The following is a 25,092-nucleotide window of genomic DNA, read 5'->3' on the forward strand; positions in this document are numbered from 1 at the left end:
AGTATTATTTCTTATTTAGTGCAGCTGGTTAATAAGGGTTTCTACTGTAAACGCTGTGGTTTTAAGAATCGGCATTGGATAGACACCAAAAAATATTGTAAGAACAACCATTGGATAAAGAATAATCTTCTCTCTTAAAGAAAGATCATGGAGCACTTTCAGAGCTTCCTTATCTAAGGGGCCAAAAATCATACGTCGATAAAGATAAAGTGCATAAGCGGCGGATAATATAACACCAGTTGTAGCAAAAACTGCAACTAGTTTATTAATTTGAAAAACACCTATTAAAGTTAAAAATTCACCTAAAAAACCTGAGCTTCCAGGTAAACCGACATTCGCCATAGTAAAGATTAAGAATACAACCGCATATTTGGGCATATTATTTGCTAAACCACCAAAAGCCGAAATTTCACGCGTGTGCAAGCGATCATATATAACTCCAACACAAAAAAACAAAGCGGCAGAAACAATCCCATGTGATAACATCTGATAAATAGCACCTTGAATACCTTGCTCATTAATAGCAAAAATACCCATTGTTACGTAACCCATATGAGCTATTGACGAATAGGCAATAAGCTTTTTTATATCATTTTGAACAAGCGCAACTAACGATGTATAAATAATTGCAATAAGCGATAATACAAAAACTAAAGGAGCAAAATCAGCTGAAGCGATGGGAAACATTGGTAAAGAAAAACGAAGAAAACCATAACCACCCAATTTGAGTAACACTCCAGCCAAAATAACAGAGCCTGCTGTTGGTGCTTCTACGTGTGCATCAGGTAACCATGTGTGGACTGGCCACATTGGCATTTTAACTGCAAAAGAAGCAAAAAATGCAAGCCATAACCACATCTGCATATGTGTAGAAAATTGATAGGTCAATAAAGTCGGTATATCAAGTGTTCCCGCTTCCCAATACATAGCCATAATAGCAACTAACATGAGTACTGAACCAAGCAAAGTATATAGGAAAAACTTCATACTTGCATAAACACGGCGCGCCCCACCCCAAACACCAATAATAATAAACATTGGAATGAGACTACCTTCAAAAAAAACATAAAATAGCATTGTGTCAAGAGCACAAAAGACTCCAATGATTGCAACTTCAAGGAGAAGAAAAGCAATCATATAAGCTTTTAATCCACCTTTAATATTTTCCCAACTTGCCAAAATGCAGAATGGTAATAAAAAAGCTGAAAGGACGACAAAAAGAATAGAAATACCATCAACGCCCATATGATAACTAATACCACCACCCAACCAATCGAATTTTTCGACCATTTGGAAATCGGAACTTGTGTTATCAAACCTTATCCAAATAATTAAAGAGATAATAAAAACAAAGACAGATGTAAAAAACGCTACATTGCGTATATTATGCTTTTCAGCTTCGGTATTATCTTTGATTAATAAAATCAAAAACACACCAACAAGCGGTAAAAATGTAACTGTAGAAAGAATAGGCCAGTCGGTCATCAATTTAAACTCCCGATCATTATCCACGTGATCAGCGCTGTAACACCAATAAGCATCGCAAACGCATAGTGATAAAGATAACCTGTCTGCAGTCGGATAATTTTGTTTGTAATATCAACAATATGTGCAGTAATACCATTCGGTCCTAAGCCATCAATAATTTTACCATCACCTATCTTCCAAAGAAAACAACCAATTCTTAAAGCAGAACGGACAAACAAAAAATCATAAAGTTCGTCAAAATACCACTTATTATAAAGAAAACGGTAGAATGCAGGCATAAACTCGGAAAGTTTTTTTGGAAGTGATGGAACAAAAATATAAAATAAACTGGCCAAAACAAATCCAAGGACCATTGCTGTAAATGGTGACCACTTTACCCAATTTAGCACATTATGCGCTTCATGAAGAATGTGGTTGTGGCTACTTGTAAACAATGCGTCTTTCCAAAAAGTATCATACAAATTACCAAAAAAATAAGGTTGAAAAATCACACCTGTAAATAATGCTCCAACAGACAAAACAAACAGAGGAATCAACATAACCGGAGGCGATTCATGAACATGATGCATAACATCGACAGTTGCACGTGGCTTACCATGAAATGTCATAAATATAAGCCGCCATGAATAAAAACTCGTTAGTAAAGCAGATAAAACAAGAATCCAAAAAGCATATTTTGAGACAATATTATGTGACGCAAAAGCGGATTCTATAATTGCATCCTTTGAAAAAAAACCCGCTGTACCCCAAAATGTTCCCGGTATTCCAACACCTGTTAATGAAATAGTTCCTATAACCATCATCCAATAAGTTGCTTTTATATGTTTACGTAATCCCCCCATTTTTCGCATATCTTGCTCATCAGACACTGCGTGAATTACAGAACCTGCACCGAGAAACAGTAAAGCTTTAAAAAAAGCATGTGTAAAGAGATGAAAAACAGCTGCTCCGTAAGCCCCAACACCTAAAGCAACAAACATATAACCAAGCTGTGAACATGTTGAATAAGCAATAACGCGCTTGATATCATTTTGTACAAGCCCCACAGTTGCCGCAAAAAATGCAGTCATTGTTCCAACAATAATAATCACAGTGGAAGCCGTTGAAGAAAGTTCAAAAATTGGTGACATACGTGCAACCATAAAAACGCCAGCGGTTACCATTGTTGCTGCATGAATGAGAGCAGATACAGGCGTTGGTCCTTCCATTGCATCAGGAAGCCATGTATGTAGAAGAAATTGTGCTGATTTACCCATGGCACCGATAAACAAAAGAAGACACGTTACAGTAATTGCTGTTTGTCCATCAAGTTGCCAACCTAAAAATATTATATTTTCTACAAAACTACTGTCTGCAGTCTTTGCAAAAATATATGCAAAATTAACTGACTGAAACAAAACAAAAATACTAAAGATACCTAGAAGAAAACCAAAATCACCAACACGGTTAACTACAAAAGCTTTCATTGCTGCTTTATTAGCAGAAGCTCGCTGAAACCAAAAACCAATGAGCAAATAAGATGCAAGCCCAACACCTTCCCAGCCAAAAAACATTTGGATTAAGTTATCAGCTGTCACCAGCATAAGCATCATAAATGTGAATAAAGAAAGATAGGCAAAAAACCGAGATCTTGAAGGATCGTGATACATATAACCAATTGAATAAATATGCACTAATGCTGAAACACTGTTAACCACAACAAGCATGACGGCTGTCAATGTATCAATATACAATGCCCAATCAAAAACTAAGTTACCAACAGTTACCCAGTATAAAACCGGAACACTAACCGCTGAAGCATGACCAATAGCAATATTTAAAAAAGCTATCCATGATAATGCAGCAACAATTATCATGAAACTCGACGTCACAATTTCACTTGCACGAGACCCTATAGTTTTTCCGCCGACAGCAGCAATTAAAAAACCCAAAAGCGGCAGAAAGACAATTGCATAATACATTACTTATCAGCCTTTCATCACATTAACATCTTCAACTGCGATAGAACCGCGGTTACGGAAAAAAACAACAAGAATTGCTAGACCAATTGCTGCTTCAGCAGCCGCAACTGTCAAGATAAATAAAGCGAATATTTGACCAACCAGGTCATGAAGAAATGCTGAAAACGCAATAAAATTAAGGTTGATTGAAAGTAATATAAGCTCAATTGACATAAGAATAATAATCACATTCTTCCTGTTTAGGAAAATACCAAAAATGCCAATTGTAAACATTACCGCAGAAACAGTAAGATAATGAGAAATGTCAATATACATAGTCGTTTCCCCGCTAAATACCCTTACCTGATTCAACTTGTTTGATTTCAATTGCACTTTTTGCTGTTCTAGCAACTTGCACTGCAATTGATTGTCGTTTGACACCAGACTTATGACGGAGCGTTAAAACAATAGCACCAATCATTGCAACCAATAAAATCATTCCAGCAATTTGGAAATAGAAAATATAATCTGTATAAAGAATATCCCCCAACGCTTGCGTATTGGTTCGCTGTGCTAAATCTGGCACCGGTTGCGTAACATAAGATCTTAAAACAGGAGAAAAGTGGCTGCTAATAAAAACAGAAATCAATTCTATAACAATAACAACACCAACAAAGGCACCAACAGGAATATATCGGAGCACTCCACTTTTCAATTCAGCAAAGTCCACATCAAGCATCATAACCACAAATAAAAATAAAACTGCTACAGCACCAACATAAACGACAAGTAGAATAAGCCCCAAAAATTCAGCTCCCAAAAGCACAAACAAAACCGCTGCATTAAAAAACACCAAGATTAAAAACAACACTGAATGCACTGGATTACGTGCAGCAACAACAGTAATTGCACTCACGAGCATGATAAAAGAAAATATATAGAAAAATACCACTGCTGAACCTGTTAGCATAGGATTTCCTTCGATTAATAACTACTAATTAGCATAAAATTCATACCCAGCTATAATTTGCCAGATAGAATCATCCGACTACTTATTGACGATACATCTAACGATAAGGCGCATCCATCAATATATTACGAGCAATTTCTCTCTCCCAACGATCTCCATTACTTAAAAGCTTTTCTTTATCATAATAAAGTTCTTCACGCATTTCTGTTGCAAATTCAAAATTTGGTCCCTCCACAATAGCATCAACTGGACAAGCTTCCTGACAAAAACCACAATAAATACACTTAACCATATCAATGTCGTAACGAATAGTTCTACGTGTACCATCATTGCATCGTGGCCCCGCCTCAATTGTAATAGCTTGGGCAGGACAAATTGCCTCACATAATTTACATGCAATACACCGTTCTTCACCATTCGGATAACGACGCAAAGCATGTTCACCACGGAAACGTGGAGAAACAACACCCTTTTCATAAGGATAATTGATTGTAGGTTTTGGCGAAAAAAACTGACGCATCGCCAAAAAAAAGGCACTTATAAATTCTAATAAAAGCAGTGATTTTGCCGCTTGAATAAGACCTGACATACGAAACGCCCTCCCTTGTTTAAGCGAAACTAATACATTTTAAGACAGCAGCAGTTATCACAACCATTGCCAATGAAATAGGAAGGAATACTTTCCAACCAAGCCGCATTAACTGGTCATAACGATAACGCGGAACAAATGCTTTAACCATAGCAAAACCAAAAAACACAAAACAAACCTTCAAAACAAACCAAATGACGCCTGGAATCCAATTAAGCCACCAAACATTCAAAGGAGGCAACCAACCGCCTAAAAACAAGATAGTTGTTAATGCACACATTAAAACAATAGCAACATATTCACCAAGAAAAAAAAGCATATAAGGAGTTGAAGAATACTCAACCATGTGACCAGCAACAAGCTCAGATTCTGCTTCAACTAAATCAAAAGGAGGACGATTTGTTTCAGCAAGTGAAGAAATAAAAAATATAATAAACATTGGAAAAAGAACTAACCAATTCCAATCTAGAAAACTGTTAAAAGGTAGACCAAGATTCATTCCAAGCCCCCTACTCTGTTCACGGACAATTGTTGCGAGATCCAATGAACCACTTACTAAGATAACAGTTACAAGAACAAATCCAATTGAAACCTCATAAGAAACCATTTGCGCTGCCGAACGAAGAGCCCCTAAGAAAGGATATTTTGAATTTGATGCCCACCCCCCCATGATAACACCATAAACCTCAAGAGATGAAATAGCTAAGATATAAAGCAAACCAACATTAATACTAGCAATTTCCCAATTCTCATTAACAGGCACAACAGCCCAAGTTGATAACGCAAGCATAGCAGAAACAAAAGGAGCCAAAAGAAAAACACCTTTATTGGCACCAGCAGGGATAATAGGTTCTTTAACCGCAAATTTAATTAAATCTGCAAAAGATTGAAATAACCCCCATGGACCAACAACATTCGGTCCCCGTCGCAATTGCACAGCGGCCCAAATTTTTCTATCTGCATAAAGAAGATAAGCAATTAAAACTAAAAGAACAACTAAAAGGAAAAGTGTCTTACCCACTATAATCAGCAATGGTAATAGCCCGGTCATAAAGAAATCATACATAATATTCCTTTTCCCTTCTGTTCTTACTCTACAGATCCAGCAGCATGATTCTTTGCAAGAGCTGAACATTCAGCCATAACTGCAGAAGCACGCGCTATTGGATTTGTTAAATAGAAGTCCTTAATTATAGAAGCGAATGTTTGCTTACTTAGAACAATTAATTGCGAACCGAGTGCTTTGAGATCACTTAGACATGCAGGAGCTATATCATCAATTGCACAAAGATGTGGAAAATCACTGAATAAATTCTGCCTTAATTGAGATAAAGAATCAAAAGGGAGCTTATTTTCTAAAACATCAGATAAAGCACGCAAAATTGCCCAATCTTCCTTTGCTTCACCCGGAGCAAAACCGGCTCGATTCGTCATTTGAACACGACCTTCTGTATTAACGTAAAGCCCTGATTTCTCAGTATAAGCTGATGCTGGCAAAATCACATCAGCAGCATGCGCACCATTATCACCATGGCTACCAATATAAATTGTAAAAGCCTTTTTATGGGTCAATTCCACTTCATCTGCACCAAGTAAAAATAAAACTTCACAAGTCTTAACAATATTTTCAGTTCCAATTTTAGAAACAAAACCAATATCTAATCCCCCAACAGTCGAGGCAGCATTATGAAGCACACCAAATCCATTCCACTCTTTATTAAGAGCACCAACAACATCAGATAATTTTGCGAGATTTTTTAAAACAGACAACCCCTCTTTACCTGAAACAGCAGCTTCCCCAATAAGAATAAGTGGACGTTTAGCTTTTTTCAGAACATCAAAAAACGCATTCTTTCCACTAATGAGTGCACTCAACGCTTCAGTACCAGCCCCAAGATAAGAATATGGATAACGCAAATCAACTTGCTCTCCAATTAATGCAATTGGAAATTGCCCCATTCGTTGACGTTTTAAAATACGCGCATTTAAAACAGCAGCTTCAGTACGCGGATTAGACCCCACAATGAGTAATGCATCAGCTTGCTCAATACCTACAATAGTTGGATTAAAAATATAACTTGAGCGCCCTAATTCAGGTGATAAAGCCATACCTCTTTGACGACAATCAAATACCTTTGATCCTAGTGAAGTGAGCAATACTTTAAGCGCATACATTTCTTCAACAGACGCTAGGTCTCCTGCAATTGCACCAATTTTTTCTGCTGTTGTCTTAGATACTGCCGTCTTAACACTCGCAAAAGCTTCTGACCAACTTGCAGGCTGAAGTTTTCCATTTTTGCGAACATATGGTTTATCAAGTCGCTGAGTGCGCAGCCCATCCCAAATAAAACGCGTCTTATCAGAAATCCACTCCTCATTTACGTCTTGATTCGTACGTGGTATTATTCGCATAACTTCACGTCCCCGACTATCAATACGAATGGCACTACCAAGTGCATCCATCACATCAATTGATTCTGTCTTAGTTAATTCCCATGGACGCGCATGAAATGCATAAGGTTTTGAGGTTAAAGCACCCACCGGACAAAGATCAATAACATTCCCCTGTAATTCAGATGTCATTGCTTTTTCAAGATAGGTCGTAATTTCAGCATCTTCACCACGACCAATTAAACCAAGCTCTGAAACACCTGCAACTTCTGTCGTAAAACGAACACAACGGGTGCAATGAATACACCGTGTCATAACAGTTTTTACAAGCGGACCGATATATTTATCTTCTACAGCACGCTTGTTTTCTGTATAACGAGAACAATCACGACCATAAAACATTGCTTGATCTTGAAGATCACATTCACCACCTTGATCACATACAGGACAATCTAGCGGATGATTAATAAGGAGAAACTCCATAACACCTTCACGAGCTTTTTTAACCATCTCTGTATTGGTAAATATCTCAGGTATTTCACCATTGGGGCCCAGTCGTAAATCGCGAACCTCCATCGCACAAGAAGCTTGAGGTTTTGGAGGAGCACCTTTGACCTCAACTAAACACATGCGACAATTTCCAGCAATTGACAAACTTTCATGAAAACAAAAACGTGGCACTTCAGCACCAGCAGCTTCAGCGGCTTGAAGCAATGTATAGTAGTCAGGAACTTCAATCTCTTTACCATCAACTTTGATACTTATCATCATTAATCCAGTCCGCAGATAATTTACCTAAACTCACATTTTATTATTCATTAGAATAAATTTTTTACTCTACTACTTCCAAAGCAACACTTTTGCTTTGAACCACGTTTCGCGTATAATCATCAATTCTTTGCTCAATCTCTGAACGAAAATTACGTATTAATCCTTGCACAGGCCACGCCGCAGCATCACCAAGCGCACAAATAGTATACCCTTCAACCTGCTTAGAAACTTCAAATAAAAGGTCAATCTCACGTTTTTGAGCTCTTCCTTCAACCATGCGCTCTAAAAGGCGCATCATCCAACCAGTACCCTCACGACACGGCGTACACTGCCCACAACTTTCATGTTTGAAAAAAGCCGCTATACGCCAAATTGCCTTGATAATATCCGTTGATTTATCCATAACAATCACGCCACCTGTGCCAAAAGAAGATCCTACATCACGCATCCCATCAAAATCCATGATTGCGTCTATCATGTCTTCACCCCGAACAACTGGGCAGGAAGCTCCACCTGGAATAACTGCTAAAAGATTATCCCATCCACCACGAATACCTCCTGTATGTTTTTCAATTAATTCACGGAAAGAAACACCTAGAGCTTCTTCAAATGTACAAGGGGCATTGACATGACCAGAAATCATAAACAACTTTGTTCCAACATTGTTTGAGCGACCGATTGATGAAAACCATGAAGCACCCCGACGCAAAATTGTTGGAATAACTGCAATGGATTCTACATTATTAACGATTGTTGGACAACCATAAACTCCCATATTAGCAGGAAACGGCGGTTTAAGTCGAGGTTGCCCTTTTTTCCCTTCAAGACTTTCTAAAAGAGCTGTTTCCTCACCACAAATGTACGCTCCAGCACCATGATGAACAATAATATCGCAAACATGCCCACATTTAGTCTTTTTACCAAGTAAACCAGCATTATAACATTCATCAATGGCAGCTTGAAGTGCTTCACGCTCACGAATATACTCACCACGAATATAGATAAAAGCAACATTTGCTCCTATTGCAAAAGTAGCAATAACACATCCTTCAATTAAAGTATGAGGATCATGCCGCAAAATGTCACGATCTTTACATGTTCCAGGTTCTGATTCATCTGCATTCACAACTAAATAATGTGGTCGACCATCATTTTGCTTTGGCATAAAAGACCACTTCATACCAGTAGGAAAACCAGCACCACCACGACCACGCAAACCTGACTTTTTTACCTCATCAACAATCCAGTCACGGCCTTTTTCGACAATCGCCTTGGTACCATCCCAATGCCCACGCAGTATAGCACCTTTTAATGATTTATCCTTTAAACCATAAATATTAGTGAAAATGCGATCTTTATCAGTTAGCATACCCCACCTTTTTCCCTAACATCGAATATGTTCTCAACATTTTCCTAAATCCAATAATTTTTCAGTATTTTTAAAAGATTTGTTATTGCTACTAAAATATTTCTAAATAATCACTCTATTAATGAAGCGTTATTACTCTGTTTTTATTTTTTACTATTTTTTCTTGAAAGTTTTGATGATTTCTTCTTCCCCTCATTCTCATCAATTAAAGAAGTTAAACCATTTATAGGTTCTGATGATTTACGACCATTCTGCGGCCCTGCAGCTATATCAGAATTTTTTCCGGCCTCAAATGCATCTATAATTTCTTCAAGACGTTCTGCTGTAAGATCTTCATAAGTATCTTTAAAAATCATAACCATTGGAGCATTAACACAAGCACCAAGACACTCTACCTCCTCCCATGACAAAGTTCCATCTTTGTTAGTAATAAAAGGTTCAGAATGAATTTTCTTTTGGCAAACTTTAATTAACTCACCAGAACCACGTAACATACAAGGAGTAGTACCACAAACTTGAATATGTGCTTTTGTTCCAACTGGCTTAAGCTGAAATTGAGTATAGAAAGTAGCAATTTCTAAAACGCGAATATAAGCCATTGAAAGCATTTGAGCAATATACTCAATTGCAGCACGTGTTACCCAACCTTCTTGCTCTTGAGCACGCATTAAGAGGGGAATTACAGCTGACTGCTCACGCCCTACAGGATATTTTGCTATAGTATTTTGCGCCCACACTTGATTTTCTTTTGTAAAAGAAAATTCTAATGGTTGGTGAGCATCATCTGCAAGACGACGTACAGACATTAGCGATCAACCTCCCCAAAAACAATATCAATTGAACCTAAAATAGCTGTTGCATCTGCAAGCATATGACCCCGAGTCAAAAAATCCATAGCTTGAAGATGAGCAAAACCAGGAGCACGCAATTTAACCCGATAAGGCTTATTTGTTCCATCAGAAACAAGATAAACACCAAATTCACCCTTTGGAGCTTCTACAGCAACATAAACTTCACCAGGAGGAGTATGAAACCCTTCCGTGTAAAGTTTAAAATGGTGAATAAGTGCCTCCATTGAATTTTTCATTTCATTACGTTTTGGAGGAACGATTTTATGATTTAAATTTGAAACCGGTCCATTTCTTTCAGTACTAAGCAAGCGATTCACACATTGGCATATAATTTTTGCTGATTGACGCATTTCTTCCATACGAATGAGATAACGATCATAACAGTCACTATTTTTGCCGACTGGAATATCAAATTCCATTTCATCATAACATTCATAAGGTTGACTTTTACGCAAATCCCACGGCACACCGGCACCGCGAATCATTACCCCAGAAAAACCACGAGACCAAGCCTCATCACTACTTACCACTCCAATATCTACATTTCGCTGTTTAAAAATTCGATTTGGCGTTATAAGCGCATCAAGCTTATCAAGAGCAACAAGAAATGGATCAATAAAATTACCAATATCTTCAATTAAAGATTCCGGCAAATCTTTATGCACACCACCAGGACGAAAATAATTAGCATGAAGTCGTGCACCACATGCACGTTCATAAAAAATCATCAAACGTTCACGCTGCTCAAACCCCCAAAGTGGCGGTGTTAAAGCACCAACATCCATTGCTTGCGTTGTCACATTAAGTAAATGATTAAGAATACGTCCAATTTCAGAAAACAGAACACGGATTAGCTGCCCTCGTTTGGGAACCTCAATACCTAACAATTTTTCAATAGCAAGCACAAAAGCATGCTCTTGATTCATAGGAGCAACATAATCCAAACGATCCAAATAAGGACACGCCTGAAGATACGTTTTTGTTTCCATCAACTTTTCAGTACCACGGTGCAATAACCCAATATGCGGATCTACACGCTCAACAACTTCACCGTCTAACTCAAGGACCATACGCAAAACACCATGCGCTGCAGGATGTTGAGGACCAAAATTAATATTAAAGTTTCGGACATTGACCTCAGCCACAATCAACTCCTTGCTTTTTCAAAATATGTCCCTAATTGAATGTCAATAAAATTTTGCTTACTATATCGCAAAACACAAGATAACGCCTTACTACATGGAAACATTTATACCCTTCCTACTTTAAAAGTATCCAATCATCTAAAAAACTGCCTGTTTCAGTGTCATTTTTGTCAGTTTTAATATCATTTTTCGCCGTTTATCTTTTCATCACCCGGCAAAATATATTCAGCACCTTCCCAGGGTGAAAGAAAGTCAAAATTACGCATTTCCTGCCGCAAAATAACAGGTTCATAGATTACTCGCTTAACTTCATTATCATAACGACATTCTACGAACCCCGTCACCGGAAAATCTTTACGCAAAGGATGCCCTTCAAACCCATAATCAGTCAGAATACGCCTCAAATCTGGATGATCAGAAAATAAAATACCATACATATCGTACGTTTCACGCTCATACCACTCTGCTCCAGGATAAACTGAGCATGCAGAAGGAATCGGCACATTTTCATCAGTCCGCACCTTAACACGTAATCGTAAATTATGACGAGGAGATAATAATTGATAAGAGACATCAAAGCGTTTGTCTCGAGAAGGATAATCAACGCCACTAATGTCTGTAATATTAACAAACTGACAGCGAGAATCATCACGCACAAACATTAAGACATCAGTAATCGCATCAAGACGTGACACAATCGTCAATTCGCCAAATGCAAAAACACTTTCTTCTAATTTATCCCCTAATTGATTCTTCAAATAGGCAGAAAGCTCATTTAATGATTCAAACATCACCCTAAAGCCTCTATCGCTCTATAGACCCAGTACGACGGATTTTCTTCTGCAACAACAATATACCGTAAAGCAATGCCTCTGCTGTAGGAGGACACCCTGGAACATAAATATCTACCGGCACTATACGATCACATCCACGCACGACTGAATAAGAATAGTGATAATAGCCACCACCATTTGCACACGACCCCATAGATATCACATAACGCGGCTCAGGCATTTGATCATAAACTTTACGTAAAGCAGGCGCCATTTTATTGGTTAAAGTACCAGCAACCACCATCACATCTGATTGACGCGGTGAAGCGCGCGGTGCATATCCAAAACGCTCATTATCATAATGAGGCATTGAGCACTGCATCATCTCAACAGCACAACAAGCCAAACCAAAACTCATCCACATCAATGAGCCAGTACGCGCCCAAGTTATCAAAGTATTTGCTGAGGTTACTAAAAAACCCTTATCAGACAATTCAGCATTTATATCATGAAAAAATTTATCATGAGAATCTATCAATTCACCAGCACTCAACTCCGCCATTTCTTTCGATTTTGGAGTTATAACTGTTGAATTATTTAATATTAATCCCATTCAAGGGCTCCCTTTTTCCACTCATATATAAATCCAATCGTCAAAATTGCTAAAAATATCATCATTGACCAAAAACCCAACATACCTATTGAACCAAACGAAACAGCCCAAGGAAAAAGAAAAGCAATTTCAAGATCAAAGATAATAAACAAAATTGAAACCAAATAAAACCGAATATCAAATTTCATGCGAGCGTCATCAAAAGAGTTAAACCCGCACTCATAAGCTGATAATTTTTCCGGATCGGGAGCATGATAAGCCACAATATAAGGTGTAATTAAAAGAGCTCCCGCAATAACTGCTGAAACAATAATAAAAATCAACACTGGTAAGTAAGAACTCAATAAATGAGTCATCATCTTCTTCCGCTTTAATAAAGTACCTGAAGTAACGTAATTATTTGATATTGTCTAGATAAGCACTAAATTATCATAATTGTCCCGCTACTCCCGCTCGTACAGCTTCAACAGGCATGCCGTGCAATTTTTTCTTATTAATATAGGTACAGCAGTGCGAAAAAAGACGCAAGCCCCTATTCTCAGAAACTATACAAATAAAGGAAAAATTGAAATGTTAAAAAGAATTTTATAGCCAACACTAAATTTAGTACTTTGCGAATGAAACATGCACACTACAAGAGCAAATTAGGAAAGACACTATAAAATGGCGCGAGTGACGGGGCTCGAACCCGCGACCTCCGGCGTGACAGGCCAGCACTCTAACCAACTGAGCTACACCCGCGCACTTCTTTCGAACCAATTATTTAAGCTGGTGTAAGAGGTTCATTCGTTTCTGTCAAGCATTCTTAATGCGTTTTTTCAAAAAAATAAAAATTTAACATCCTTAAAAAATATCAAATAAAAATATCTTTTATTCTTGCGTTTAAATAAAATTTTCCTTAAAAAGCTTTCGTCCAATGATAAATCATTGATTGGGCGATTAGCTCAGCTGGTAGAGCGCCTCGTTTACACCGAGGATGTCGGGAGTTCGAGTCTCTCATTGCCCACCATATATTTTCATCTTCTTACATTACTATTTTTAAGTTTAAAGACAAAATAATAAAGTCAAAGTTTAAAGTTTTTCAGTTCTCTTCTTGTTATAATTATAGTGATTCTTTTCCCCTGGCTTTTTGGAAAAGCACAGCAAAAGATAAAAATAAAAAGCTCTATCATATGATGGAGCTTTTAAAGTGATTTGAGTCATATAACAAATTAGAATTTATAAGCGACACCAACCCGAAAATCATTGGTCTGGTAACTAAGTTCTAGTTTATCCTTAACAAATTTCTGCTTGCCAAAATCTGAATAACGATATTCCGCACGTAAAATGACATTATCAGCCATCGCAAAATCAATACCACCACCAACGGTATAACCCACCATCATTTTTGTATCCAGTAAGTCAGACAAATTTTCTTTTTGATGGCCCATCTCAAGTGATCGCGAAAAAATACTTTGAAGCCGTGTATAAGCAATACCGCCAGCAACATAAGGCATAATATGATCAGCAGCAAAACCTATACGTATTCGTGTAGCACCAGACCATTCTTGTTTTAAAGTATAACTACACGTTTTAACAATTTCTGCTATTTGGGTGAATTGCTCCATTTCCCCATCATCATGTGCACTTCTTGAGATTGTTAGCGCTTGTTGTTGATTAGAAAGTCCTTCACTACCATTACGGTGGGAGGAACTACTCCTCCTTACTCTTGATAATTGACTTGATGAAGCACTAATTTCTCGCGATATAGATGTATCATTTAAGTCACGCTCTACCCTTTCTTGTACTTGCTCTTCCTCTTCTATTCCTTCTAGGCTTAATGCTTCAAATGTTTTTTTAGAAACAATTTTTGTATCCTGTTTATTAGACCAAACGATATCTGTATCAACACCTAGAATAAGACTGTTCCCTAGATCAACGTTGGCTCCTGTATAAAAACCACCCATGAAACCAGAAAGTTGAGGTATTGTATCTTTTTCAACTGGAGTCCATTCTCTCGTACTGGGACCTTTTTTAGCGTATAAATTGATTCCTGTTTTACCTGAAAAGCCACCAATCTGCCCTCCAAGATAAAAACCACTCCAAGAGAAAGTTGGTGCAGAAATAACTGGTGGAACATCAAAATTAGGACTCATTTCAACAGGTGATGAAATTTGCCTTGATGCTTGAGGAGCTGAAACAACGGGCCTCGACTCTCGAGGTACCATAATATCTGCCGCTTGTGCTACAGAAGCTGTAAATAGAGTGATGATAGATGTGCTGATTAAACATTTTGTGTTCATGAGTTACTCCGAAGATAATGTTGAGAACCACATAATGATACATTATCCTCATTACATAATCTTTTCAAAAAGAGCTATAATAAAAATGACACAATCATAAAAAATAAGTTCTATAGAACTTTAAATAGTGAACTTGCTTATAAGTCAGGAAATTGTGAATGAAGGGAAATTTTATCACGGCTTCCAAAAATGCTAACAATAAAACGATTCTTATATCAAAAACTAAACCATAATTTTTGCTATATTAGCCTTCGTATTGGCTTTCTCATACAAATTTATATCAATGATTTCATACTATATATGACAACAATTCATAATAATAATACAATGTGTTTTATATGATTTTAGTAATAAAATGCATTGCGAATAGAATTCGTTATCCTATTTTTCAAACTGAATTATGAAATTATTCATTTTTAAAATTGTAACTGCACCAATATGGCCAGAATTAAACGCTACCGTATAAATCTATGAAATAACGAGTGTAAAAATTACGTTATGTATTGGTGATTCATTCAACCGATTGAAATGCGTAATGAAACCCAAATGAACTATTTCATAAATATAAATCAGCTTTGAAATTTAAGATATTTTTCCTAAGTGAAATATACTTTATATAACATAGTTTGCAAAATAGCTTTGGAGATATTTTATGCTAGATGTATTAAATGCACCTGCTTATTCTATGACAAAAATGTTAAGATGATTTTCAAGTGCCATTTTATTAACATTTTTAAGTGGTAATCAATAATATAATATCAACAAGTCAAAGAAAAGCATATGTGGCATGAAGTAATGTTCTCAATCAATATCAGCGCCGCGCGGATCTCATTCCTAATTTCGTAGAAATTGCCAAAGCTTATGTATCCCATGAGCAAACTGTCCTTACTGGTGTTATTGGAAGCACGTGCAAAAGCAACGCAAATAACCACATTAACGCCGATATATTGAATAACCCACAAATTATGCAACACTACCTCAATAGCCAAACTAATTTGTCGAGTGCATTTTTATGTCTTATGGCTGTTGTTGAAAACCATCTTGATCTCAAAGCGAATCAAAATTTTCTTACTCTTCAATCGCAATTAGAAAAAACTGAAAATCGTATTTCTGTTGCTCGCCGTGATTATATTGAGGCAGTACGTGTATACAATACTGCACTAAAAACAATGCCAACAATGATTTGGGCAAAATTATGGTTTCATGACGCTAAACCTATGCAAATATTTATTATTGATACTCAACAAAAACCGAAGGTTAATTTCAATTAGAAGATTAGTTTCAACATTTTATTCAACTTATTCAATGTAATGCTTCTTTATTTTTATGGTCTTTCATAAGTTTTCTATTTTTAACAGTTACATTGAATAATATTGCCTATTTGCAAACCCAATTCCCCCCCTTAAAACAGGTTGTGTTAATGATGTAGCTCATTTGCTTGACACAACAACGATAAAAAGTCTGACAGAAAAGCTATCTGCACTAGAAAATGTATTACTTGTCGTTGTATCAAATGAGCACAAAGTACGTATTGAGGGTGGGCTATGATTTGGAAAAAGAGCTAACAGATGCGATTTTTGCCGTCATTATTAACAATTTGATTCTTCTTAATTTTCATGAAGGAAATTATCAAAAAAGGATCATTGAAGTAGTTAACGCAATTATTGAAGTTATTACAGAAAGTAACTCCGATGTCTAGAATCAGAGCAAAGGCTAAAATTGTTGAAATGCAAATAAATGAACTGAAAAAGAAGAAATGATAGCAAATATTATTTTCTTTTTAATCTTTTTTCTAATGGTTGGTTTGCTAATGTAAATACTAGGCAGAAACATTTTGATGGAAGATTGGGAAGATATTCAGCTGGTAGTAGGTTTAAAGGTGGTGAAGGTTCATCAGAAGATGGTAAAATGTTTATTAGTTTTTATTATAAAATGTCTTATATTTCTAACTCATGCTTGATTTGACCAGATGGAGTAAAATCTTTTCTAAATTATACTTCAATATTAAGTCTAAAATGACATCTTAATACGTATTCATTCTTAAAGAATAATGGCAATTAATAACATAAATTTTTTAGCCAATTATTGAAATGCAATGACACCATATACTCATCATTAATTAATGAGATATTTTGCTGGTTTCATATCAAATTTTAATTTATTGTGTCCACACTTTAAAAATTGCAAGCTTTAGACTCAAAATAATAATATATCACTTATATTTAACTAACAGTTTTCTATTCAACTAAAATGGTAGAAATAATTAAATGCTTTCACTAATATATAAAAATGATGACATTTAAATTGAAACGCACTGATCGTGATTATTTATCGTATGATTTTAAAACAGATTCTCCCACTTCACCAATTGAATGGAAAATAAGTGATGATTTAATCGAATATCCTGAAGCGCTCTGTTATATGCAAGAGCGCGTAGAAAATATTTCTGCAAAAACCGCACATGAACAAGTTTGGCTTCTTGAACATCCTCCCCTTTATACAGCTGGTACCAGTGCTAACAAAAAGGATCTTCTAGCACCTAATTTATTTCCTGTTTATGAAGCTGGCCGTGGTGGTGAATTTACATATCATGGCCCAGGACAACGTATTGCTTATGTTATGCTTGATCTGAAACGCCGAAAACAAGACATACGCGCTTTTATTAGTGCATTAGAACAGTGGATTATCCAAACGCTTGCACAATTTAATATTAAAGGTGAACGCCGTGAAGATAGGATTGGTGTTTGGGTTACACGACCAGATCGTCCACAAACAATAAAAGGCACTTCTTGTGAAGATAAAATCGCTGCTATTGGTATCCGTGTACGTAAGTGGGTAAGTTTTCATGGAATTGCTATCAATGTTAATCCTAACTTAGATCACTACTCAGGAATTGTTCCATGTGGAATTGCAGATTATGGTGTAACAAGTTTAATTGATTTAGGTTTACCTATAACAATACATGATGTTGATGTTGCTCTAAAACAGGCATTTGAACAAATTTTTGGCCCAACAATTGATGTTTCTTAAGCACGTTGATTTTTAAATGAAAAACGGGCATAAAACTTATCTTGATTAAACGTTTATTTTAAATAACTTAAAATTTAGATAGATAATTGAATGCTATGAGCGATAATAATAAAGATCTTTTTAGTATTTTAAACAAAGCTCAGCTTCGTATGGAAACGAAAGCAAATAGTCAGCAAACTTCAGTAAATTCAAAAGTAATACCTTCAAAAGTGCCTGTATCTGCCTCTAAAAATAATGCAGAAACGAATGATTACAATGCGTCATCTATCCGAGTACTTGAAGGGTTGGAGCCTGTACGTTTGCGACCTGGAATGTATATCGGTGGAACAGATAGCAAAGCACTTCATCATTTATTTTCTGAAATCATTGATAATGCAATGGATGAAGCTATTGCTGGTTACGCTGATTTAATTGATGTATCACTGGATAAAGAGAGGTATCTAACGGTTACAGATAATGGACGTGGAATTCCTATTGAAAACCATCCTCAAATGCCAGACAAATCTACTCTTGAAGTCATTATGACACAGCTTCATTCAGGAGGAAAATTTGATGGGAAAGCTTATCAAACCTCTGGTGGTTTACATGGAGTTGGCATTTCCGTTGTTAACGCTCTTTCTGACGATATGGAAGTCGAAGTAGCACGAGAACGAAAACTTTACCGTCAACGTTTCTCACGCGGTATTCCTCAATCTGGATTAGAAGACTTAGGTAATGTCTACAACCGTCGCGGTACACGAGTTCGTTTTCATCCTGATAGTAAAATTTTTGGTGAAAAAACAGCTTTTGAACCAGAAAAAATTTATAAAATGGCGCGTTCTAAAGCCTATCTTTTTAGTGGAGTTAAAATTCGCTGGAGTTGTGACCCCATAGTACTTGAAGGTATCAATAATATTCCTGAAAAAGCTACTTTTCATTTTCCAGATGGGCTTAAAGACTATTTATCATCATCATTGAATAGTAAATATTGTATCACAACTGAAATCTTTTCTGGTAAAACGAAACAACGCGCTAATCATGGCTCAGTTGAGTGGGCAGTAGCTTGGCATAGTGGTGATGCTGGTGTACAATCCTACTGCAATACTATTCCTACACGAGAAGGTGGCAGCCATGAAATAGGGCTACGGCAAGCTCTTTTACGTGGACTGAAAGCTTATGCTGAATTAATAGGAAACAAGCGCGCTGCTATTATTACTTCTGATGATGTTATGACATCAGCTGTTGCGGTGCTTTCAGTCTTTATTAGAGAGCCTGAATTTGTTGGGCAAACTAAAGATCGATTAGCTACAATTGAAGCACAACGTATCGTCGAAAATGCAATACGTGATCCTTTTGACCATTGGCTTGCTAATTCTCCACAAGAAGCGACAAAGCTTCTTGATTGGGTTATTGAACGAGCAGAAGAACGTGTAAAACGACGCCAAGATAGAGAAATAAATCGAAAAACGGCTGTGCGTAAATTACGCCTACCCGGTAAATTAGCAGATTGTAGCCAAAATTCTGCTGCAGGAGCTGAATTATTCATTGTTGAAGGAGATTCGGCCGGTGGTTCTGCTAAACAAGCACGCAATAGAGCAAACCAAGCAATTTTACCTCTTCGAGGAAAAATTTTAAACGTAGCCAGTGCTGCACGCGAGAAGATGATTACAAGCCAAACAATTAGTGATCTCATCCTCGTGCTTGGATGTGGAACACGTTCTAAATATCGTGAAGATGATCTTAGATATGAGCGTGTTATTATTATGACTGACGCTGATGTTGATGGTGCACACATTGCTTCACTCTTAATAACCTTTTTCTTTCAAGAAATGCCTGACCTCATCCGTGGAGGGCATTTATATCTTGCTGTACCTCCTCTCTACAGAATATCACAAGGGGAAAAAATTGCTTACGCGCGCAATGATGCCCATAAGGATGAGTTGCTAAAAACTGAATTTATTGGAAAAGCTAAAATCGAAATTGGACGTTTTAAGGGCCTTGGAGAAATGCGCGCACAACAGCTTAAAGAAACAACTATGCATCCCCAAAAACGCACACTTTTGCGCATTTCTATTGATGCACTTGAAATGCAAAAAACTAAAGATACAGTGGAAAGTTTAATGGGGTCAAAACCAGAAGCACGGTTTCGATTCATACAAGAAAACTCAACTTTTGCTCATAATCTCGATATCTAATCGAAAAAATATCTATCACGCCACTGCCGCCGCATCAATAACACGCAATTGTGGTTTGATCATTCCATTCCAGTAATTTAAACTAAGATTACCTGCCACATGAATTGTTTCACCAACATTTTCAGAAAGAAAATTGCCAAGGGACGTTCCCACTGCATGAAAAGCTATTCCTTGGAGTTTTTTGCCTTCAAGATCAGAAACAAAGAGGCGCAAATGTCCTTTTCCAACCTCACATACACTGACCAATCGATGAGAAGGAAGAACAAAAACAGGTGTAGCATTTTCTGAACCAAAAGGGCCTGCTTTTTCAATCATATCAAAAAGACCTTTATTAGCACCAGAAGCAGAAAGAAAACCATCTATATTAAGAGACTTTTTAGCACGCAATTGCGAAACTACTAAAGAAACTTTTTCTTCTAACCATTCTCGAAAAGCTTCAACTTTCGTAGATTGAATTGTAATCCCAGCTGCCATACTATGCCCTCCCCCTTTTTCTAATAAGTTTAATGTGACAGCTTCATAAACAAGTGCACCTAAATCCACACCACTAATTGAACGTCCTGATCCTGTACCGCTACCATCTTCTTTCAAAGCAATTACAAAAACAGGACAAAAAAAACGTTCTTTTAAACGGGACGCAAGAATACCAACAATTCCTGGATGCCATTCTTGGCAAGCAACTACAAGTGATGATGATATTTCTTTATCGTGATGAACAGAATCAATATAAGCTTCTGCTTGAGCTAATTGAATAGCTTCCATCTCTTGACGTTCCTGATTAAGTTTATTTAATTGCTCTGCCATTTTATCAGCTTCACCTCTATTATCACAACTGAGCAAACGCGCTCCCAAAGCTTGGTCTCCAATGCGCCCTCCCGCATTAATTCTAGGCCCTAATAAAAAACCTAAATGAAAACTGTTAATTGGCTCACCTATACCTGCAACCTTTGCTAAAGCAGCTATCCCAACATTATGCATAGAACGTGCTACTTGAAGCCCTTTTACTACAAAAGCACGATTAACACCTCGCAATGGAACCACATCACATACAGTGGCTAATGCAACAAGATCAAGCATACTCAAAAGGTCAGGAACAGTTTCTACCCATTTTTGCTTCCGCAGTAAATGATTTACCCATACTAATGTAACAAATACGATGCCAGCAGCACATAAATGCCCTTGTTCAGAAAAATCATCAGGGCGATTAGGATTAACGAGAGCAATAGCCTCCTGATGAATGTCTGACATTTGGTGATGATCTAAAACCACAACATCAGCACCTGCAAGCCTAGCTGCCTTTATTGCATCTGGACTGTTTGCACCACAATCAACGGTAATAATTAAATTCGCCCCTTCTTGGGCCAGCATCTTCATTGCTTGTTCATTTGGACCATAGCCCTCAACGATACGATCAGGAATATAGATTTTAACTGTTATACCAAAATAACGTAAAAAACGTGCCAAAAGCGCTGATGAACAAGCTCCATCAACGTCATAATCACCAAAAACAGCTATTTTCTCTTGGTTCATAATAGCCTTAACCAAGCGCTCTGCTGCACATTGCATATCCGTAAAACTTTCTGGATTAGGCAATAGATTGCGTAGCGTGGGATTAATAAAAGCAACAGCTTCAGATTCATCAACGTTTCTTGCAGCAAGAACCCGAGCTAATTGATCTGGAAAACCAAATTTTTGAGAAATAGCACGAGCATTATTGATCCCTTGAATATCAAGAGGATCCACCCAAGCTTGATCACAAGCAGAAGATTTAACATTGAGACAATAATAGGGTAACTGCATTATCCTTTATGTACAACGAAAGTAGCAAAAATACAATTAGCACTTAAAAGATGAAATATTTTATATAGCGTCATATTTTATCTCGTGATATGAGTAGACTGTTACACTTAAGAGCATTATAATATTTTTATATTTGTAATTGTGCTATTTTATTAGTTTTTATTTTTTCTTGACGCAAATCGTAAGACATTATATCAGACAGATAATATATACTGAGATGTATTTTGTTGTGGTAATCATTCACAACGAATAATAAAAATGTTTTCATATTAAAGGGCTTTAATAAAGGATACTTCTATGGCAACTTTTTCACAAAAGCCAACTGAAGTGGTAAAGAAATGGGTTATTATTAACGCAGAAAACCTTGTTTTAGGTCGTCTTGCCACGCTCGTTGCCAATCGCTTACGTGGCAAACATAAACCTACTTTTACCCCTCATGTCGATGATGGTGACAATGTCATTGTTATCAATGCAGAAAAAGTAGCTCTTACTGGCAAAAAATATACTGATAAGAAATATTATTGGCACACTGGCTATATCGGTGGCATCAAAGAGCGTACAGCTCGTCAAATTCTTGAAGGTCGTTTTCCTCAGCGAATTGTTGAAAAAGCAGTAGAACGCATGATTCCCCGTGGTCCACTCGGTCGTCGTCAAATGAAAAATTTACGTGTTTATGCCGGTAGTCAACATCCGCATGCAGCGCAACAGCCTGAAGCTCTTGATGTCGGTGCTCTAAACCGCAAAAATAAAAGGATTGCTTAAATTATGGCTGAAATTAATTCTCTTTCTGAACTTGGTGCAACAATATCGACTGTAGAAGTTAATAATAAAAATGAAAATGTTGCTGCTCCTATTCACATGCAAAAACTTGATTCACAAAAGCGTGCTTATGCAACAGGAAAACGTAAAGATGCTGTTGCTCGTGTATGGGTCAAGCCAGGCTCTGGAAAAATTACTATTAATAATAAAGAGTTTGATAAATATTTTGCCCGTCCTGTTCTTAGAATGATTCTTCGTCAGCCGATTGTTACAACCAAAAGAGATACCCAATTTGACATTGTTGCAACTGTCGCTGGTGGTGGTCTTTCCGGCCAAGCAGGTGCAGTACGTCATGGAATTTCTAAAGCTTTAACTTACTATGAACCAGAACTTCGTACTATCTTAAAAAAAGGTGGTTTTCTTACACGAGATAGCCGTGTTGTCGAACGTAAAAAATATGGTAAAGCAAAAGCGCGTCGCTCTTTCCAATTTTCAAAGCGTTAATTTCAGCTTTTATATGTATGATACGAAAACTTTATCTTTCAGTGGGGTTTTTATTTTAAATAATATATTTAAAAACTATTTTATAAAATTACGCTTTCAGTTTTATTTTCCTATTATCATTAAAAAAGAAAACTGAATAACAATTTCAGTCTAAAAAAGACTTCAGCATTGTAATAAAATGCGGAACAGAAATAGGTTTTGACATATACTCTTCACATCCACTTGCACGAATGCGCTCTTCATCCCCCTTCATGGCAAAAGCTGTTACAGCGACAATAGGAATAGATTTAAGTTCTTCATCCTCTTTTAGTTGTTTAATAACCTCAATCCCTGAAACTTCAGGCAACTGAATATCCATAATAATAAGAGAGGGCATTGTCGAGCGAGCTAAATCTAATGCAATAAGGCCATTACGCGTTTCAACGGTTTTGTAACCACTCACCTCTACAAGATCACGGAATAACTTCATGTTCAGTTCGTTATCTTCTACGATCATGACTTTCTTTAACATTAATATAAATTTACCCTTTTATAAAAATAGAAAATATAAGCTAAATACATTTTTTCTTTTCTAATTTTTCTACACAAATCTTTCTTTTACGGCATTATAGCAGCAAGAAAATTATATTGGATCCACTTTTTGCAAGAAACATACTGACATTTAACTTTGTAAGAAATCTTCTTATAAAGAATATATAATTATACACTGTGATTGTTAGATAAAACCTATATACTTTGTTTAATTTAGTTTGCTTTCAATTGACATTAAAACTCAAATTATTCTCTATTTCACGACTTTATTGTACGCAAATTCAATAATTTTATATATTCTAGAATACATTCGTTTTAAAGGTAAGACCTTGATAAGCAGGCTCAACGTTTGGTGGGACGTAATTTAAAACATCATTATAATCAAGCGAATTATCCATATGAGTCAATATAGCTCGTTTAGGCTTTAAATAGTTTATCCAATGCAATGCTTGATCAACCGAAAAATGACTTGGATGAGGTTTAAACTGAAGAGAGTCAATAATTAAAACATCTAAATCCATAAGGTTTTGTAATGCTTCTACAGGAAATTGATTTACATCTATACAGTAAGCAACATTGCCAATACGAAAACCCAAAGAGTTAATGGCACCATGAAATTGTAAATGTGTGTTAAAAGTAATTTCTCCGCCCTGCCCTTGAATTGTAAATTCACTGTTTTCATTTATAAGATGTGCCTTTAAAATAGGGGAATAATTGGAACCCTTTGGTGTTTGAAAACAATAACCAAAAGACTCGTTAAGATACTTTAACGTAAATGCATTTGCATAAATATCTATTAAACATTTTTGTGCAAGCGCATAACTACGTAAATCATCAATACCATGAACATGATCTGCATGAGGATGTGTATAGACAGTAGCATCAAGATGATTAACATGTGATTTTATCATTTGTGATCGAAAATCTGGACCTGTATCAATAACAACTGTTGTTTTCTTTCCCGATTTATCAATTCGTTCAATTAAAAGAGAAGTTCTATAGCGTTTATTTTTCGGATTGTTCGGATCACAAGCTCCCCAATAACCATTGGGACGCGGTACTCCTGGAGACGAACCACAACCCAATATCGTAAATCGGTAACAATCAAACAT

Annotated in this window: 23 protein-coding genes and 2 tRNA genes; 7 read left to right on the top strand and 18 right to left on the bottom strand. The window is 36.6% G+C overall.

All coding sequences use genetic code 11. The features are described from left to right. Window positions 1-15: 15 nt before the first annotated feature. From ME3_RS03710 to ME3_RS03775, 14 genes are all read right to left on the bottom strand, one after another. The gene (locus tag ME3_RS03710) at window positions 16-1,485 is read right to left on the bottom strand and encodes an NADH-quinone oxidoreductase subunit M (RefSeq protein ID WP_007477251.1); all 1,470 of its coding nucleotides are present in this window, start codon (window positions 1,483-1,485) and stop codon (window positions 16-18) included. Next, entirely contained in the window at window positions 1,485-3,449 is a 1,965-nt protein-coding gene (gene nuoL, locus ME3_RS03715; protein WP_007477252.1) for an NADH-quinone oxidoreductase subunit L, read from the bottom strand. The genes ME3_RS03710 and nuoL overlap by 1 nt, the downstream gene beginning before the upstream one ends. Before the next feature lie 6 nt (window positions 3,450-3,455). Next, window positions 3,456-3,764: an NADH-quinone oxidoreductase subunit NuoK gene (gene nuoK / locus ME3_RS03720; RefSeq protein WP_007477253.1), complete on the bottom strand. Its 309-nt coding sequence runs from the start codon at window positions 3,762-3,764 to the stop codon at window positions 3,456-3,458. Between the two features lie 13 nt (window positions 3,765-3,777). Continuing rightward, the gene (locus ME3_RS03725; RefSeq protein ID WP_007477254.1) at window positions 3,778-4,398 is read right to left on the bottom strand and encodes an NADH-quinone oxidoreductase subunit J; all 621 of its coding nucleotides are present in this window, start codon (window positions 4,396-4,398) and stop codon (window positions 3,778-3,780) included. A 97-nt stretch (window positions 4,399-4,495) separates the two neighbouring features. Beyond that, window positions 4,496-4,987, bottom strand: coding sequence for an NADH-quinone oxidoreductase subunit NuoI (gene nuoI / locus ME3_RS03730; protein ID WP_007477255.1), 492 nt, complete (start codon window positions 4,985-4,987; stop codon window positions 4,496-4,498). Between the two features lie 19 nt (window positions 4,988-5,006). After that, entirely contained in the window at window positions 5,007-6,053 is a 1,047-nt protein-coding gene (gene nuoH / locus ME3_RS03735) for an NADH-quinone oxidoreductase subunit NuoH (protein ID WP_007477256.1), read from the bottom strand. A gap of 23 nt (window positions 6,054-6,076) precedes the next feature. Further along, window positions 6,077-8,146 (bottom strand): NADH-quinone oxidoreductase subunit NuoG, encoded by a 2,070-nt coding sequence (gene nuoG, locus ME3_RS03740; RefSeq protein WP_039952562.1) that lies wholly within the window; start codon window positions 8,144-8,146, stop codon window positions 6,077-6,079. A 64-nt stretch (window positions 8,147-8,210) separates the two neighbouring features. Next, window positions 8,211-9,518 carry an NADH-quinone oxidoreductase subunit NuoF gene (gene nuoF, locus ME3_RS03745; RefSeq protein ID WP_007477259.1) on the bottom strand — a complete coding sequence of 436 codons (1,308 nt, stop codon included), beginning with the start codon at window positions 9,516-9,518 and terminating at the stop codon, window positions 8,211-8,213. Window positions 9,519-9,661: 143 nt separating this feature from the next. Continuing rightward, window positions 9,662-10,324, bottom strand: a complete 663-nt coding sequence (gene nuoE, locus ME3_RS03750) for an NADH-quinone oxidoreductase subunit NuoE (RefSeq protein ID WP_007477261.1) — start codon at window positions 10,322-10,324, stop codon at window positions 9,662-9,664. Next, window positions 10,324-11,514: an NADH-quinone oxidoreductase subunit D gene (locus ME3_RS03755; RefSeq protein WP_007477262.1), complete on the bottom strand. Its 1,191-nt coding sequence runs from the start codon at window positions 11,512-11,514 to the stop codon at window positions 10,324-10,326. Before ME3_RS03755 ends, nuoE begins: the two co-directional genes overlap by 1 nt. A gap of 182 nt (window positions 11,515-11,696) precedes the next feature. Next, a complete protein-coding gene (locus ME3_RS03760; RefSeq protein WP_007477266.1) occupies window positions 11,697-12,305 on the bottom strand; it encodes an NADH-quinone oxidoreductase subunit C in 609 nt (202 codons plus the stop codon). Between the two features lie 13 nt (window positions 12,306-12,318). Continuing rightward, on the bottom strand, window positions 12,319-12,900 hold the full coding sequence (locus ME3_RS03765; protein WP_007477267.1) for a NuoB/complex I 20 kDa subunit family protein: 582 nt from the start codon (window positions 12,898-12,900) through the stop codon (window positions 12,319-12,321). Further along, the gene (locus ME3_RS03770; RefSeq protein ID WP_007477269.1) at window positions 12,891-13,256 is read right to left on the bottom strand and encodes an NADH-quinone oxidoreductase subunit A; all 366 of its coding nucleotides are present in this window, start codon (window positions 13,254-13,256) and stop codon (window positions 12,891-12,893) included. The genes ME3_RS03765 and ME3_RS03770 overlap by 10 nt, the downstream gene beginning before the upstream one ends. Window positions 13,257-13,564: 308 nt before the next feature. After that, window positions 13,565-13,641, bottom strand: a tRNA-Asp gene (locus ME3_RS03775). Between the two features lie 192 nt (window positions 13,642-13,833). On the opposite strand from ME3_RS03775, the gene ME3_RS03780 reads away from it, so the two are divergent. Further along, window positions 13,834-13,909 (top strand) — tRNA-Val (locus tag ME3_RS03780). A gap of 202 nt (window positions 13,910-14,111) precedes the next feature. Here the strand turns inward: ME3_RS03780 and ME3_RS03785 are convergent. After that, window positions 14,112-15,182: a porin gene (locus tag ME3_RS03785; RefSeq protein WP_007477271.1), complete on the bottom strand. Its 1,071-nt coding sequence runs from the start codon at window positions 15,180-15,182 to the stop codon at window positions 14,112-14,114. An 848-nt stretch (window positions 15,183-16,030) separates the two neighbouring features. On the opposite strand from ME3_RS03785, the gene ME3_RS03790 reads away from it, so the two are divergent. From ME3_RS03790 to parE, 4 genes are all read left to right on the top strand, one after another. Then, the gene (locus ME3_RS03790) at window positions 16,031-16,453 is read left to right on the top strand and encodes a LemA family protein (protein WP_425338857.1); all 423 of its coding nucleotides are present in this window, start codon (window positions 16,031-16,033) and stop codon (window positions 16,451-16,453) included. 278 nt (window positions 16,454-16,731) lie between these two features. Then, a complete protein-coding gene (locus ME3_RS07325; RefSeq protein WP_342399229.1) occupies window positions 16,732-16,881 on the top strand; it encodes a hypothetical protein in 150 nt (49 codons plus the stop codon). 593 nt (window positions 16,882-17,474) lie between these two features. Next, the gene (gene lipB / locus ME3_RS03800) at window positions 17,475-18,212 is read left to right on the top strand and encodes a lipoyl(octanoyl) transferase LipB (protein WP_039952564.1); all 738 of its coding nucleotides are present in this window, start codon (window positions 17,475-17,477) and stop codon (window positions 18,210-18,212) included. Between the two features lie 95 nt (window positions 18,213-18,307). Beyond that, entirely contained in the window at window positions 18,308-20,386 is a 2,079-nt protein-coding gene (parE, locus tag ME3_RS03805; protein ID WP_007477280.1) for a DNA topoisomerase IV subunit B, read from the top strand. Between the two features lie 15 nt (window positions 20,387-20,401). On the opposite strand, the gene recJ is transcribed toward parE, so the two are convergent. Beyond that, window positions 20,402-22,186 carry a single-stranded-DNA-specific exonuclease RecJ gene (gene recJ / locus ME3_RS03810; protein ID WP_007477282.1) on the bottom strand — a complete coding sequence of 595 codons (1,785 nt, stop codon included), beginning with the start codon at window positions 22,184-22,186 and terminating at the stop codon, window positions 20,402-20,404. Window positions 22,187-22,483: 297 nt separating this feature from the next. On the opposite strand from recJ, the gene rplM reads away from it, so the two are divergent. After that, window positions 22,484-22,948, top strand: a complete 465-nt coding sequence (gene rplM / locus ME3_RS03815) for a 50S ribosomal protein L13 (RefSeq protein ID WP_007477284.1) — start codon at window positions 22,484-22,486, stop codon at window positions 22,946-22,948. 3 nt (window positions 22,949-22,951) lie between these two features. Beyond that, entirely contained in the window at window positions 22,952-23,449 is a 498-nt protein-coding gene (gene rpsI / locus ME3_RS03820) for a 30S ribosomal protein S9 (protein WP_007477286.1), read from the top strand. Window positions 23,450-23,594: 145 nt separating this feature from the next. Here rpsI and ME3_RS03825 read toward each other — a convergent pair whose 3' ends face one another. Beyond that, entirely contained in the window at window positions 23,595-23,960 is a 366-nt protein-coding gene (locus ME3_RS03825; protein WP_007477287.1) for a response regulator, read from the bottom strand. A gap of 319 nt (window positions 23,961-24,279) precedes the next feature. Further along, a complete protein-coding gene (locus ME3_RS03830; RefSeq protein ID WP_007477289.1) occupies window positions 24,280-25,092 on the bottom strand; it encodes an MBL fold metallo-hydrolase in 813 nt (270 codons plus the stop codon).

The sequence above is a fragment of the Bartonella melophagi K-2C genome (genome assembly GCF_000278255.1).
In the GTDB taxonomy this organism is placed as follows: domain Bacteria; phylum Pseudomonadota; class Alphaproteobacteria; order Rhizobiales; family Rhizobiaceae; genus Bartonella; species Bartonella melophagi.

Coding starts and splice junctions, on each gene's coding strand:
- ME3_RS03770 (WP_007477269.1), bottom strand. CDS start 13,256: ATGACTCATTTATTGAGTTCTTACTTACCAGTGTTGATTTTTATTATT.
- ME3_RS03760 (WP_007477266.1), bottom strand. CDS start 12,305: ATGTTTGAATCATTAAATGAGCTTTCTGCCTATTTGAAGAATCAATTA.
- nuoG (WP_039952562.1), bottom strand. CDS start 8,146: ATGATAAGTATCAAAGTTGATGGTAAAGAGATTGAAGTTCCTGACTAC.
- rpsI (WP_007477286.1), top strand. CDS start 22,952: ATGGCTGAAATTAATTCTCTTTCTGAACTTGGTGCAACAATATCGACT.
- nuoF (WP_007477259.1), bottom strand. CDS start 9,518: ATGCTAACTGATAAAGATCGCATTTTCACTAATATTTATGGTTTAAAG.
- ME3_RS03765 (WP_007477267.1), bottom strand. CDS start 12,900: ATGGGATTAATATTAAATAATTCAACAGTTATAACTCCAAAATCGAAA.
- ME3_RS03785 (WP_007477271.1), bottom strand. CDS start 15,182: ATGAACACAAAATGTTTAATCAGCACATCTATCATCACTCTATTTACA.
- nuoL (WP_007477252.1), bottom strand. CDS start 3,449: ATGTATTATGCAATTGTCTTTCTGCCGCTTTTGGGTTTTTTAATTGCT.
- ME3_RS03725 (WP_007477254.1), bottom strand. CDS start 4,398: ATGCTAACAGGTTCAGCAGTGGTATTTTTCTATATATTTTCTTTTATC.
- nuoH (WP_007477256.1), bottom strand. CDS start 6,053: ATGTATGATTTCTTTATGACCGGGCTATTACCATTGCTGATTATAGTG.
- nuoK (WP_007477253.1), bottom strand. CDS start 3,764: ATGTATATTGACATTTCTCATTATCTTACTGTTTCTGCGGTAATGTTT.
- ME3_RS03825 (WP_007477287.1), bottom strand. CDS start 23,960: ATGTTAAAGAAAGTCATGATCGTAGAAGATAACGAACTGAACATGAAG.
- nuoI (WP_007477255.1), bottom strand. CDS start 4,987: ATGTCAGGTCTTATTCAAGCGGCAAAATCACTGCTTTTATTAGAATTT.
- ME3_RS03710 (WP_007477251.1), bottom strand. CDS start 1,485: ATGACCGACTGGCCTATTCTTTCTACAGTTACATTTTTACCGCTTGTT.
- ME3_RS03830 (WP_007477289.1), bottom strand. CDS start 25,092: ATGTTTGATTGTTACCGATTTACGATATTGGGTTGTGGTTCGTCTCCA.
- lipB (WP_039952564.1), top strand. CDS start 17,475: ATGACATTTAAATTGAAACGCACTGATCGTGATTATTTATCGTATGAT.
- recJ (WP_007477282.1), bottom strand. CDS start 22,186: ATGCAGTTACCCTATTATTGTCTCAATGTTAAATCTTCTGCTTGTGAT.
- parE (WP_007477280.1), top strand. CDS start 18,308: ATGAGCGATAATAATAAAGATCTTTTTAGTATTTTAAACAAAGCTCAG.
- rplM (WP_007477284.1), top strand. CDS start 22,484: ATGGCAACTTTTTCACAAAAGCCAACTGAAGTGGTAAAGAAATGGGTT.
- nuoE (WP_007477261.1), bottom strand. CDS start 10,324: ATGTCTGTACGTCGTCTTGCAGATGATGCTCACCAACCATTAGAATTT.